This window comes from Pedobacter sp. HMWF019 (assembly GCF_003061025.1).
GTDB lineage: Bacteria > Bacteroidota > Bacteroidia > Sphingobacteriales > Sphingobacteriaceae > Pedobacter.
In genome coordinates, this window is record NZ_QAIL01000059.1 from 1 (window position 1) to 14,359 (window position 14,359).

A 14,359-nucleotide genomic window follows, 5' to 3' on the forward strand; every position below is an offset into this window, starting at 1 on the left:
TTTAAATTGTTCTTATTTAGACTAATTATTAATTTGTGGCAAAAATAGAGGAATCCATGTACAGAATGTGCAGGGATTTATACGGATTTAACAGGAAAATGTATAAGATAGAGATTAAAAAAACCGACGAAGATTTGCTAAAATGCGAATTAGAAAAATCTGATTATCCAGTAGTTAACTTACAAATAAGGAATGATGAACTGAAGACCAAACTACTTTTCAAAAGAAAAGAAATCATCGAAAAGGAAAAATCAACACACAATAAATTCTCCCTGGACATTACAATTTCAGAAGACTCCCTCGCACTCATGATGGGCAAAATATTGAACACAACTGATTTCTTTTCCAACCTACATATCGAACAATTATCTATGCCTGTCCGTATGATTATTCATGATATTATGAATTGTTCGTGTGATCCGAAATTCAAACATCTCTATCTTCGGACAAAAGTCTGTGAACTTCTGATCTGCATTTTATCAGTAAAAGCCGCTGCCCGGCTGGATCTCAAATTTACAGCACAGGAAAGAAGTGTATTTAAACGCCTGAAGAATGTGATCTCGGGTAATCTCCATCAACATTATTCTATTGATGAACTGGCCCAAATTGCAGGCATGAACAGAACAAAAATACAAACCGGATTTAAAGCAATTTTCGGAAAAACCATTCACACCTATACACTTGATTTAAAAATGCAGAAAGCAAAACACCTTTTAACGGAAGATCCAAATGTTAGCTTAAAAGAAGTGGCTGCAAAAGTTGGGTATAAATATGCCAATCACTTTTCAACGGCATTTAAGAAAAAATTCAAATTCTCGCCCTCCTTATTTAAAAAAGGGAACTTATTATCCATCATTTATGCTTTCTGGCTGCTTCCCAACCTATAATTACATTTTTCCTAGCGGTGCCCCAATGATATTGTCCAATTTCACCAGTTGATTTAATTACCCTATGACATGGTATCAGAAAGGCGACAGGGTTTCTGCCTACAGCGGTTCCTACAGCTCTTGATGCACCGATATATCCGGATTTATTTGCCAAATCAGCATAAGTAGTTAAGCCACCTGTTGGCACACTCAATAGAGTTTCCCAAACCTTGATCTGAAAGTCCGTTCCTTTCAGATGTAGTTTGATTTCATCTAACTTACTCCAGTCCTGATTAAATACGAACAAAGCATTTTGTTGATTTCTGTCTGCCAACTGGTTGTAAATAGCGTTTGGAAAAATCAACTGTAAATTCTCCAGGGCCTTTTTTTCGCCCTCGTCTACAAATGCCATATGGCAAATGCCTTTATTTGTAGAGGCAACGATAACGCAGCCGAACGGGGTATCTGCAAAAGTATAATTAATAACCAATGCTGCACCGCCGTTTTTATATTCTCCAGGAGTCATACCTTCTACTTTTACAAATAGATCATATAAACGCCCAGTACCCGACAAGCCTGTTTCATAGGCTGTATCAAATAATGTTGCATTGGTGTTCATTAACAATTTTTTAGCATGTTCAACACTTAAATACTGCAAGAATTGTTTAGGTGTTACCCCAGCCCATTTCTGAAACATCCGCTGAAAATGAAATGGGCTTAAATGAATATGTTCTGCGGCTTCATCCAGTTTTGGATGAGTTTTAAAATTATTTTTCAGAAAAGTAATTGCTTCAGCAATCCTTTCATAATCCAATTCTTGTTGCGACTTCATAATATATAATTTCTATACTGCAAATTTATCGCCAAAAAAAGGATTATTAAACCCGGTTCTTGCTTTAATAAGCATGAGTCTCCCTCAACAACATCTCCTTTCTCACCGCTTGCTGAAAGCCCTGAACGATTTGTTACTTTAGCCCCGGAAATCTGCACTGCAATACCTGCCTAAAATAAAGTAAATAAATCAGGTCCCGCAGAGCCTTGAGTTGAATCTGGCTTTTTTTTAACGCTTGCCTTTGTACTTTTTTTCACTTTTGACGGTTCTACATGTTTAGATTCTTCATCAACATTCAATGGGAGTACAAGATCAGTTCCTTTATTGGATGCCTTACTCGTTGAAACCTTATTGACCTTTTTAGAAACCCTGTAACGTTCCATTTTAGCATCTGGAAAAGGAACACACAGAGACAGCAACTCATCAATAGACAACTTCTTATTCAGCCACATCATTTCCTCCGACTTGTGCAAAATAACGGGCATCCTTTTCTTTTCATGAATTTCCCCAACGGTGTTATTTGCCTCGCAGGTCAAAATTCCAAAACTATCATACACTTCCCCGCTCTGAGGATCTACCCAACGGCTCCATAAACCTGCACAGCAAAATGTTTTGCGCCCGGGGATCACAAATCGCCATGGTTCTTTATCACCTTTAACTTCTTCCTTCCATTCATAAAAACCATCCATAATAACAAGACAGGTTTTACGATGAACCATTAAGGGCCGATAGGTTTTCTTTTCCATCACCTCCTCACTACGGATATTCCAGGTGTCATAACTCAGCGTCTTGGTTTTTGCACTATGAGGAACAATCCCAAAGTGCATCTTTTGCACAACATCAGGTTGGTCAGAGGTTACAATAAAACCAAAGTCTGTAATAGCAACATTCCCATCGGGATGATATTCTCCTACCAGATGGTAAGGGTTTTCTTTTAAAAAATCTTTCTCTTCAGCAGTTAAAGTAAATCTTGCACACATTTGTTCTGTTCTAAAAGCTGGGCAAAACTACATTTCTTTCATAGATTATTACCATTATCCCAAACGATCTAGGAAAACCCCTCCACTTATCTTACTTTTGCACATCGAAATTTTGCCCCCCTCTCAACATCGACGAACGATAACATAATATGGCTGGACAACAGAAAGGGAAATTAATTATTGTAGGATTACTGGCAGCTGGGTTTGGCATTTTAGCATTAGGCTTCTTGTTTTCAGCATCTGATTCTAAAATGAAACCGAATCAGCCTGTTAACTTCCCTAAGCTTCCCGAAGATACCACACTTGTTACCCTGAAAGGAATCTCCTTAGGCCGAACCTTATTTCAAGATCCTGGATTGTCGGCAGACAGGCGTATTTCTTGTGCATCCTGCCACCAAAATGAACATGCCTATGCAGACCCTGGTGTTGTGTTTAGCCGAGGAAGTGGTACAGTACATGCTGCCCGAAATACCCCAGCTTTGATGAACCTGCAATGGAAGAAGAGCTATTTTGGAGATGCCAGGGCACAACATTTATCTCAAACAGTTCTTAATGCCATCCAAAGTCCAGTCGAAATGGCCTCCAGTATACCTGCCGTTTTAGCTCGTCTAAATCAATCTGACGGCTATAAAAAGCAGTTTAAAAAGGTATTTGGAAAAGAAGACATCACTGAAGAAAAGCTCAAAAAAGTACTTGTTGATTATCTGCGAACTTTGGTAACTTCTAATTCCAGATATGATCTGTATTCCAGAAAGGAAAGTCTGGACTATACTCATGAAGAACACAAGGGATTAATGATATTCAGGCAGAAATGCAGTCCCTGCCATACCGGCGAATTATTTACCGATGAGAGCATAAGAAACGCCGGTACAGGAACTACCGCAGATCAGGGCCTTGGTCAGCTTACAAAAAAGCCAGAAGATAGGGGAAAGTTCAAAGTACCAAGTCTTCGTAATATAGCGTTGACCGCTCCATATATGCACGATGGCAGGTTTAATACCCTCATGGAAGTACTTGATCATTACAGCAATGGCCTGAACAATACCAAAGACCTGGACAGTTCTTTATATAACAGGGGCAAAGCAGGAATTCCCTTAACGAACCCAGAGAAAAAAGAACTTATTAGTTTCCTGTACACACTCACGGACGCCCAATTTATCCGTCAAGGCAATTATTGATTAAAAAAGACCAATCAGCCAAGTTTTAGCTCAATTATTTTAGATTTGTATAACTTAAATAATTATGCTTTCCTTATTCAGATACATTAATGCTGTTCTCCTTAAAATCGGGAACCGGGAAACGGACCCTATCAATAAGGCACGCGTGAAAATGCTGTTCTGCATAGTTGTTCTATATTCTATATTCACCGGTATATTGATTGTGGCCTATTCTTTAGGAGGAGAAACACTTCATCTGGTCCGGGTCAGCATTGTTTTTGTCTGCAGTTCCTTTTTTATTGCTGCGATCTACTATACAAACAGATGGAGGATGGTCTCCCATGCCGCACTATGGCTCATCACACTTGCTGTTTGGAGCAACGTAACCATATTTGTACAAGGTATAAATGCAGAAACACTCCAATTTATATGGTTTGCCTGCGCATTGGGTTTTTACATGCATGGTCTAAAATGGGGTTGGTTTTATTCAGCTATCAATATACTGCCTGTAGTCATTTATACCGCTATAGACCCTAAAAATTACTTCTATCTAAGCTCAGGACCTTATGAAGTGAGCAGGCTTACCTATCTATTCGTAACTACATATAACTTTGTACTGATTGTTTTCCTCCACTATTATTTTTTCAAAGCATTTACCCGGAATTTCATCAATCTCACTCAAACTAAAAATGAGCTGAAAGCACTCAATGAAAAGCTCTGTGTAACACTACATGATCTCGAAGACCTATCCAATAGCCGGATGAATTTTTTATCAACGATGTCTCATGAGTTAAGAACACCATTAAACGGAGTTATTGGAATATCAAACGCATTAATGCTCCAAAATCCGCGGGAAGACCAGGAGGAAAACCTCGCAGTCCTCAAGTTTTCTGCAGAAAACCTGCTGCTGCTCATAAATGACATTCTTGACTTTAACAAGCTGGATTCTGATAAGGCAGAACTGGAAACTATTCCATTCGATCTGGCAGAATTAATCAGAAACAACTATTCGAGCACTAAACTAAAAGCACGGGAAAAAATGCTGGACTTTAATCTCCTTATTCCCGCTGAACTGGAGACTAAACTTATTTTAAGCGACCCAACGCGCTTAACTCAAATTTTGTTAAACCTGCTCAATAATGCCATTAAATTTACGGAAAAAGGGGTTGTTAATTTAGATATAGAGGTTCTGGACCTCACAGAAAATCAAATCAGAATCCGCTTTGGCATTGAAGATACAGGTATAGGCATCGACCCTAGCCAACAACAGCATATTTTTGAACCTTATACTCAGGCCTCAAAAAGTACAAACAGGAACTACGGCGGCACTGGTCTTGGACTTCCAATTGTTAAAAAGGTACTGACCATGTTCAACAGCCATATTAACCTGATCAGTATCCCCAATGTAGGAACCACATTCTTTTTTGATATTGATTTTCTTTATCAAACCGTTAACACGACCATACAATCCCTACCAAAGATTCCTGAGAATAGACTGAGTTTTTTGAAGGTTTTAGTGGCCGAAGATAATCCGGTCAATATCCTGGTTATAAAAAAAACACTGGAAAGATGGGGAATTACCCCTGTGATTGCGGAAAATGGAATCTCCGCTGTACAAAGGCTACAGGATGAAGAGTTTGATGTCATATTAATGGACTTATATATGCCCGAAATGGACGGATACGAAGCTACAGCAGTTATCCGAAAAATGGATGGTCCAAAATCCGGCATCCCAATCATAGCCCTTACAGCAAGCGTAAGTGATAGTGTTGTTGAAAAAACGCTGGAAGCAGGAATGAATGACTATCTGTCAAAACCATTTAGTCCGGAGCATCTATTTAAAAAACTAAAAAGCCTTACAACTGAAACACTTCTATCAGGTAAATGATGATGCAGTCTTTAAAACTTTTTTCTTTTTCCTGAATTCCCTGCGGTACCAGATCAAAAAGCCCGTAACAGGAAGACTTGCAGAAATTAAGCTCGCTATAACCGCTACTATTTTTCCCAACAAGCCAAAAAGCCGTCCAGTATGCAGATCGTAATTGGTTGCTTCAACCAAATCTGCACCATTAAACTCTTTATAAAGTTTTGAACGAAGCAGTTGCCCTGTCGAACCATTAAAATAAAACGTATTTTGATTGCGCGCCCAGCGATAAGGATAAAGCATTCTCAACCTCAACTCACCTTTCTTTCTAACGCTAATACTGGTAGACATCGCTCCCGGATATTTTAGCGAAGCTGTTTTGTAAAGATGGTTATAGCAATCAGCAAAAGGCAGCGCAGTTACCTGCTCAACACCTGTTTGTTTTTTGCCATCCTTAAGTTTCGAACCCGTAAAATAGCTGGCCGCAGTTTTAACTTCTTTAAAAGCAAAATAAAGACCCGTAAGGGAAATGACAAGTAAAATCCCAGAAGCATAAAAACCAAGTACATTATGAAGGTCATAATTAACCCGCTTAAACGATGCTTTCCATTTGATGCTAAGCGACTGCTTTAATAACCTGATTTGATTAGGAAACCATAAAATCAGGCCAGTGATCAGCATACAAACAAAAACCACCACACTCCAGCGTTGAATGAATTTACCCGTTTCGCCCAGCATAAATGAAGTATGGATCTTTTCTACCGTCTCCAGCCAATCCTCTCCACCTTTGTAAACCAACGCAGCAGAATAGGGATTAAAATAATAGACCCTCTTTTTATTCGAGCTCAACTCTACCGTTGCATTAGGTTTACTTTCCGTAATCCGGATAATGGTTATTTTTTCATTCAGTGCAATACGTTCAAAATTTCTGATCACCGCATCGAGTCCGACAAAAGGTTTCTGTTGTGAAGGCACATATAAACGATCCTTTTGAGTCAATTCCCTGATCTCCTCTTCAAAAACGTATAAACAACCAGTTATACTGATCACAAAGACCAGCAAACCGGTAATTAGCCCCAGCCATAAATGGATTTGCCGGGCTATTTTTTTAATCCTGTTCATCGGCATTAAAATCCGTAACCCACTGAAATATTGAACCTTCGGCCATTTCCACGGGTATAAATGGCATCACTTCCGTAAAATTGTGAAATACTTGGATAATAAGCTGTATTTAATACATTTTCTATTCCAACATTTACCCTGATCGCTTTAGATGCCTGATAAGAACTTGCAAGGTTAAAAAGATTGTAGGCTTTTACAGGGCCTTCTCCAATCAGATATTTCCCGGCCGCATTTGGTTTAAAACGATCCCTGTTTCCTACACGCATCCAGTTCAAATCTAATGACAATTTTTTAATACCAGAGTACTTCAGATAAATCGTCGTTTTTGAAGGTGGAATGCGGGTTGTATTTAAATAGACATCAGATGGACCATTAAAATTACCGTCATCGTCAACATCCCCTTTTCCTTCCACCTGAGCATAATTACCACCAATCATCAATTGCTCTAATACAGGATAATCGACCTGGATTTCATATCCCCAAACCCTTTCCGGGATTCTTTGTGAAATATATACACCATTCACTTCTAGAAGATTAGCACCTAGTTTTGACGTACTATAGTAATAAGCCGCACTCAAGCTCAGCTTACCCAATGTGCTGCTAAAACCAGCTTCATAATTATTAACAATAATAGGCTTAGTCTCTAATTGAGAAAGTGTATTACTTTTTGCTGCCCGGAGCACTCTTCCAAGTTCAAATACAGAAAATGATTGTGCATAGCTCACAAAAGGATTGAATATCTTCCATGCAGAATACCTTGCTCCCGCATTAAACACCAATGCATTGTAATTTAAAGTCCCGCCTTTAACAGCAATACTACCCGCTCCGTTTGCTCCAGTTGCAAGTGTATTAAAATCATCTACATCAATATTGATGTTCTCCACTCTTAGCCCCGCCTTGATGGTCAAATCTCGGAACAGGTTGGTTGATGTTTGCAAATAAGGTGCAAAATTAACCATGTTCATATCCGGTACCCAAACTCTTCCATCTACAAGACTTTGAGAGGTTTTATCATTCATCAGATCTATACCATAATTTAATTGCGTTAAAACCTCTGGCGAGATCTTTAAAGGTGTATTCAAGCTTGCACGGGCACCTTTCTTCATCGACTTGATAGCAGACTGCCCTCCTCCGAAAAATGAAGTTACATTAGAATAAATAGTATAGAAATCCTGAAAATATACATTGGCTGTTAAATCCGTATTCCCAAATATCTCTTTATTGGTATACTGAAGATTTGAATTGTGGTTATATCTAGTTCCCTCATCTGCACCAAGTCTTGTACCATAAACACCAATTGCCGGTTCTTTTCCATAAATACCACTTTTAACCACATAATCAGAATGCTGCCTGGAACTAAAATAATTGTACATCAATTCCAGGCGTTGTTTTGGAGACAGGTCATAACCAATCTTAGCAAATCCATTGTAGGTTTTCGTTTCGCCCAAACCATAATCTGGTGAAATCACAGCTCCCTTTGCATCCCGAAATACCCCCGTTTTTTCATACATACCACTGGCTACATAATCAAACTTTCCAGTTTTCCCGTAAAACTGCTGCAATACACGATAACCTACAGTGCTGTCCCCCTTGGTATTCCCTGTTAAACCTATCTGAGAATAGCCTCCAAATTTTTTACCAGCAGGCGCTTTTTTGGTAATATAGTTGATTAATCCACCCTCTGCCCCATTTCCGTAAATAGCAGTTGCACCTTTTATCACCTCCACGCGTTCAATAACAGAAGGATCAATACTCCTGATGTCCCGCCCTCCTGCTCTCAAGGGAGTTGACTGCGGGATCCCGTCAATCAGTACTAGCACATTCCTTCCCCTCAATGTCTGCCCGGAATTTCCAGTTTGATTGGTCGAGGCACCAAGCCCTGACACACTATAGGCTAGAATATTCGCCAGGTTCGGGCTAATGGTAGATTGTGTATTAATATCTTTTGCTGTCAAAATAGTGACCGATGATGGCGTTTGAGCCAAAGATTCAGCCCTGCGGCTCGCAGAAACAATTATCTCTTTTAAATCGGCGCTTTTGTCTTTCAGAACAACATTTACAATTGCTGTATCACCAGTCTTAACAAAGACCTCTTTCTCCTGAGGCTCATAACCTGTTATAGAAATACGGATCAGATACTGGCCGGAAACCACCCCTTTTAGCACAAAATGTCCGGATTTATCTGTAGTTGTCCGAACATTCATCTTCTTCAAAAAAATATTTGCGAAAGCTATTTTTCGACTGAGTGTGTCTGTCACACTGCCACTGATCACCCCGCCCGTATTTTGGGCCATCAATTGATATGGGAAAAAGAACAACAATATAAAATAGAATTGTAAATGTTTGAACTGCATATAGGTTAATATTATTTGCGCGCAAATATATACCTATTTAGATTTAATCCAAACAAAGACAAATAAAAAACGAGTCTCTTTAAGCACTATTCCATTAAGCTATCTTTTTTATAGACAACCATTTTCCGAATGCATTAAAACCAATTGTTACCAACAAACCAACTACACAACCCACCATGACACAGCTCATACGTTCAAATGCAATATGCCAGGTACTGTTCTTGTCTTCCTCATGAATCATAACAATCACCAGCGCAGATAAGGACGATCTTAATGCACTGTTCAACTTAAGCGCTATCCCTATGAGAAGCGTTAGAGCAATACCAATACAAATCAAAAATAAATTGGGCCGGTGGATCAGAAACAAGAGCAATCCAACTGAAGACCCCAATATATTGGCTTTCATCCGATCAAATGCCAGTTGATTAGAGTCCTTATTATTGGGTGCAATCACAAGAACTACAGAAACCATACTCCAGAAAAACTGCTGTCCGGGAAAATAATAGTACAGCGCGTAGCAGATACACAGCCCAATTATGCACTGTAAAATGTAAATAAAATCCCTTTGCTGGTAAAATGTTTTTGCCATAGCACCTAAGTTTTCTCAAGTTAAATATGACAAAAACATCTGCCTTTTCCAACGCTCAGCCCTTAAAATCCGTATTCAAAATGATATTCCCCGGAGCCCCGGCTCAGTTGAATATCTTTTCTTATAGCATTTGAAGCTTCCGCTTTAAGATTTACCCCATTTTCCTTTACTTCCTTCTGTGCCGCCTTAGGCAATAACAGACTTGCCCTTGTATTGGCAGGAATGGAAATATCCAGTATTATTTTTCCATTTTCAATTTTCCATTCCGATTTAACCAATCCATAAGGCGTCATTAAAGTTCCTCTTGCCGACGTTAATTTCCCACCTGGTTCCGGAGCAATGATGAGCTGCTTATAACCCGGAGCCGAAAGTTTAATACCTGCAATATGATTATACATCCATTCTCCGATAGCACCATAAGCATAATGATTAAAAGAATTCATTCCATCATTCTGGAAGGTCCCATCCTCCTTAATTCCATCCCACCTTTCCCAGATCGTTGTTGCCCCCATTTTTACAGGATATAACCAGGAAGGATAGCTTTCCTGAAACAAGAGCTTATAAGCCACATCCGTATAACCGAAACGACTCAAAACCTGGCATAAGTAGGGTGTACCCAGGAAACCAGTTGTAAGGTGATTACCGTAGGACTCTACATTGCTGACCAGGCGTTCTGCAGCCTGGGCCCTTAATGCCTCAGGAAGCATATCAAAATGAAGCGCAAGTACATAGCCCGTCTGCGTCCCCGACACCAGCCTTCCCGTACTGGTCATATATTCCCTTTGAAAAGCAGATTTCAATTTTGCCAATAAAGCAGTATAGACTTCAACATCTTCTTTTTTACCTAAAACCTTTGCTGTATTAATTAAAAGTTGGGTAGAATGCGCAAAGAAAGTCTGTGCAATCAGGTATTTATCTGTTACTGCAGACCTACCTTCCGTATCGTCATTTGGCCTGTAGAAAAGCCAGTCGCCAAAATGAAAACCTGTAGTCCAAAGGTCATTCTTAGATTGGGCAATCATATACCCCTCCCAGGCCTTCATACTGGCATATTGCTCCTCTAAAATCCGCCTGTCGCCATAACTCTCGTACATTCCCCAAGGTATAATGGTAGAAGCATCTGCCCAGCCCGTTGCTCCGCCTTGCCCATTACCCAGTACATTCGGTATTACATGTGGTACACTACCATCTCCATACTGATCGGCAGCAAGATCTTTAAGCCATTTGGTAAAAAAACCAGCCACATCCATATTGTAAGCAGCTGTACTAAAGAATGCCTGGGCATCACCCGTCCAGCCCAATCGCTCATCTCTCTGCGGACAATCTGTTGGCACATCTAAAAAGTTTCCTTTTTGACCCCAAAGTATATTACGTTGCAATTTGTTTAGTAAGGTATCTGAAGTTACAAACGTGCCATTCTGTTTCATATCAGAATACAAAGCAGTTGCCGTCAAAGCAGAAGGCTCTAACACGCCAGGATAACCCTCTATTTTAATATATCTGAATCCATGATAGGTAAAATGCGGTTCAAAAACTTGCTCCCCTTCCCCATTGAGAATATAGGTGTTTTGAGATTTTGCACTCCTAAGATTCTTTGTATAAAAATTACCTTCTTTGTCCAAAACCTCAGCATGGCTAACGGTTATCTTATTTCCTGCTGCACCAGATGCCTTAATTTGTTCCCAACCCACCAGGTTCTGCCCAAAATCAGCAACAGTTTCCCCTTTAGGTGTTTTAAATACCCGAATAGCTTTAAATTGTTCATGTTTTTTAACCGGTGGAGAAACTGTGCCCAATAATGGAACAGCATCATGTTTGAAAACACGCCCATCCATCCAGCCCTGCCCAGCTTTGTAATCAGTAGCCGACCATCCTTTGAGCGCTTTCCTGGAATCATACACTTCCCCATCATAAATATCAGAGGAAAGAATCGCCCCGTATTGATATTTCCAGCCATTATCCGTTTTCAAAGTTTCTTTGCTGCCATCGGTATATTCCACCACAATCTGCATCAAAAATGCTCTTTGATCTCCATAGTAGTTATGCTGATAATCAAATCCAATTCTTCCTTTATACCACCCATCACCCAAAACAATACCAATAGCATTATTCCCTTTCTTCAACACTGTACTGAGGTCGTAGGCCTGATACTGAAGTCGGTTTTTATAGCTGGTCCAGCCCGGTGCAAAGTAATGATCTCCAACCCTTGATCCATTAATATGCGCTTCATATAAGCCATTAGCCGTAAGATAAGCAGTTGCCCTGCGGATAGGTTTGCTAATCTGAATTTCCCTTCTGAAATAAGGACTCGCTTTTAAAGTATCCTTACCCGCTACCGTAATCCATTCTGAGGTCCAATCTGCAGCTTTAAGCCCCATCTGCCAGAAATTAACCGGAGACCAGGCCGAAGCATTCCCATGGTTGTCTCTTACTCTTACTTGCCAGAAATACCGGATATCCGATTGTAATTCCGGGCCGCCATAATTGACCAGAACAGATTGATCTGTTTGATGGATCCCGCTAGCCCAGATGATTTCTTTTCCGCCTTTAAGCTTTACGCTATCTGTACCCACTCTGAGCTCATAGCTAGACTGCAAGGTATTTTTCAAGGAAGTAGATAACGCCCAGCTAAACCGTGGAAGAGAACTGTCTATACCTATAGGATTATATTGATATTCTACAGTTTGATTTTTAACAGATAGTTTTTGCGCAAAACTCTTTACACTGAATAAGACCAGGACAACAAAGAAGAAGCTGTGTTTTAGCAAAAGGTTCATGAGAACAAGAAATTTGGTTAGAAAATACAAGTATGCAAAGTATTTATCAAATTGGCATCCTGTACTGTAGGCTTCCTAAAATTATAAATTATTGAGTTATCATTTTATACATACCTTATGTCAAAAAGCACAACAGTGCAAAATTTATTTTTAAATAAGTTTGTCTTTATTGCAAGCATAAGGATTAACATTTAATTTATGAATAAACGAATAACCAACTGTATAGACAGCTTATTGATCACCTTACTAACTTTGGCCATAAGCCTGAATACAGTACAGGGTCAAATCAAAAACTTCGATAAGAATGGTGGACAGATCACACGATTCAATACAGTTGGCGATGCAGTAGATGCACATGATGGAGAAATATCCCATTTTAACGGCATTTATTATTTATATGGTACAAGTTATGACTGTGGCTTTCAATGGGGTAATAAAACAGCCCCGTTTTGTGGATTTAAAGTCTATTCTTCAAAAGATCTGACAAACTGGGAAGACCGGGGCTTTTTGTTTAATGCCAATACTAAAGTCTGGCAATCCCGTTGTGATGGTAAAACATATGGCTGTTTCCGTCCGCATGTACTCTACAATAAAAAGACAAAATTATATGTATTATGGATCAATGTCTACGACAACCGTATTGGCTACCGCGTATTTACCAGCAAATCACCCCTTGGTCCATTTAAGGAAGTTGCAGAACCCCATTTAGCCGTAAATCACGATATGCCTGCAGCCGGATTAAACAACGGCGACCATGACCTTTTTGTAGATGACAACGGAACCGCTTATATAGCTTACACAGATTGGCGTACAAAAGGATCAATAGTTATCGAAAAGCTCAGTGCAGACTATTTAACCGGAACAGGAGAGCATGTCAAATCTGTAACCAATGGAGAAACAGAGGCTCCCGGATTATTTAAGAGAAACGACATTTATTATGTGGTTTACTCCGATCCCAACTGTGGATATTGTGCCGGCACAGGAACTTCTTACCGTACAGCACCCTCAGCTTTAGGCCCCTGGTCGGTCGCTAAAAAGATCAGCGACAACTCTTGTGGAGGGCAACCTTCTTTCGTTTCCACCATTAAGATAAATTCAGAAACCGTGTACTTATACGGAAGCGATTTGTGGAACAATGCCGCTAAAAACGAAGCCCTGGCTAATTTCTATTGGGCACCGCTCACTTTTGCTGCAGATGGCTCTATCCAGCCCTTAAAATGCTATGAAGCGTACAAAGCACCCAAAGCCTCCCCTTTACCCAAAAACAAGTATCTGGACAGTTCTTCCGGTATCGAAGATTTCAGCACCAAATGCGATATAGGCAAACAAATACAAAGATCACAATCATTTACCGCCAGTCGTTCAGGAAAACTCATCGAGGTGACCATTACATGCTACAAAATCGGCGCACCGGATGCAGACCTGACAGTTGAAGTTTACCACTCCAACACAGCAAACAAGCCCACAGGCAAAGCACTGTATACCAAACTTATCCCTGTAGACTCCATTGGCTGGTCAGCAAAAAATGTACGCATTACGCCTAACCTGCAAGTTAAAAAGGATCAGCAATATGCTGTTGTACTCCGTTCAAATTCCTCATCAGACTGCTATGGTTTTGCGTTCAACGATTTTGGAGCTTATACACAAGGAAAAGCGACAATAAGTACAGATAATGGAAAAACTTTCAAATTGGAAGAAAACAGAACATTGAAGTTCCAGACCTTTATAAAATCTTACAACAGATCGTTCAGGAAATAGAAAACAAAGGCATTGGAGAATTAGAACAAGGAAGATATTTAAAACAATTGCGCGTTTTGA

At 39.8% G+C, this 14,359-nt stretch carries 10 protein-coding genes; 4 read left to right on the forward strand and 6 right to left on the reverse strand.

Going from position 1 to position 14,359, the window contains the following annotated elements:
- Positions 1 to 35: 35 nt before the first annotated feature.
- Positions 36 to 887, forward strand: coding sequence for an AraC family transcriptional regulator (locus tag DBR11_RS04050; RefSeq protein ID WP_146186453.1), 852 nt, complete (start codon positions 36 to 38; stop codon positions 885 to 887).
- Here the strand turns inward: DBR11_RS04050 and DBR11_RS04055 are convergent.
- Both DBR11_RS04055 and DBR11_RS04060 read right to left on the reverse strand, forming a co-directional pair.
- Entirely contained in the window at positions 853 to 1,698 is an 846-nt protein-coding gene (locus DBR11_RS04055) for a methylated-DNA--[protein]-cysteine S-methyltransferase (RefSeq protein WP_108550334.1), read from the reverse strand. The two genes, DBR11_RS04050 and DBR11_RS04055, sit on opposite strands and share 35 nt — an antisense overlap.
- Before the next feature lie 170 nt (positions 1,699 to 1,868).
- Positions 1,869 to 2,678, reverse strand: coding sequence for an SOS response-associated peptidase (locus tag DBR11_RS04060; protein WP_108550335.1), 810 nt, complete (start codon positions 2,676 to 2,678; stop codon positions 1,869 to 1,871).
- A gap of 149 nt (positions 2,679 to 2,827) precedes the next feature.
- Between DBR11_RS04060 and DBR11_RS04065 the strand changes: the two genes are divergently transcribed.
- Both DBR11_RS04065 and DBR11_RS04070 read left to right on the forward strand, forming a co-directional pair.
- Positions 2,828 to 3,856: a cytochrome-c peroxidase gene (locus DBR11_RS04065; RefSeq protein ID WP_108550336.1), complete on the forward strand. Its 1,029-nt coding sequence runs from the start codon at positions 2,828 to 2,830 to the stop codon at positions 3,854 to 3,856.
- Between the two features lie 64 nt (positions 3,857 to 3,920).
- Complete coding sequence (locus DBR11_RS04070) at positions 3,921 to 5,723, forward strand: response regulator (protein WP_108550337.1); 1,803 nt, start codon at positions 3,921 to 3,923, stop codon at positions 5,721 to 5,723.
- Here DBR11_RS04070 and DBR11_RS04075 read toward each other — a convergent pair.
- The 4 genes from DBR11_RS04075 to DBR11_RS04090 form a co-directional block, all read right to left on the reverse strand.
- On the reverse strand, positions 5,712 to 6,821 hold the full coding sequence (locus DBR11_RS04075; RefSeq protein WP_108550342.1) for a PepSY domain-containing protein: 1,110 nt from the start codon (positions 6,819 to 6,821) through the stop codon (positions 5,712 to 5,714). The genes DBR11_RS04070 and DBR11_RS04075 overlap by 12 nt on opposite strands.
- 5 nt (positions 6,822 to 6,826) lie before the next feature.
- Entirely contained in the window at positions 6,827 to 9,175 is a 2,349-nt protein-coding gene (locus DBR11_RS04080) for a TonB-dependent receptor (RefSeq protein ID WP_108550338.1), read from the reverse strand.
- Between the two features lie 94 nt (positions 9,176 to 9,269).
- Positions 9,270 to 9,764, reverse strand: a complete 495-nt coding sequence (locus DBR11_RS04085) for an aromatic acid exporter family protein (protein WP_108550339.1) — start codon at positions 9,762 to 9,764, stop codon at positions 9,270 to 9,272.
- Positions 9,765 to 9,826: 62 nt separating this feature from the next.
- Positions 9,827 to 12,541 carry a glycoside hydrolase family 78 protein gene (locus tag DBR11_RS04090; RefSeq protein WP_108550340.1) on the reverse strand — a complete coding sequence of 905 codons (2,715 nt, stop codon included), beginning with the start codon at positions 12,539 to 12,541 and terminating at the stop codon, positions 9,827 to 9,829.
- Between the two features lie 198 nt (positions 12,542 to 12,739).
- Between DBR11_RS04090 and DBR11_RS04095 the strand changes: the two genes are divergently transcribed.
- The gene (locus tag DBR11_RS04095; RefSeq protein ID WP_108550341.1) at positions 12,740 to 14,299 is read left to right on the forward strand and encodes a family 43 glycosylhydrolase; all 1,560 of its coding nucleotides are present in this window, start codon (positions 12,740 to 12,742) and stop codon (positions 14,297 to 14,299) included.
- Positions 14,300 to 14,359 lie beyond the last annotated feature (60 nt).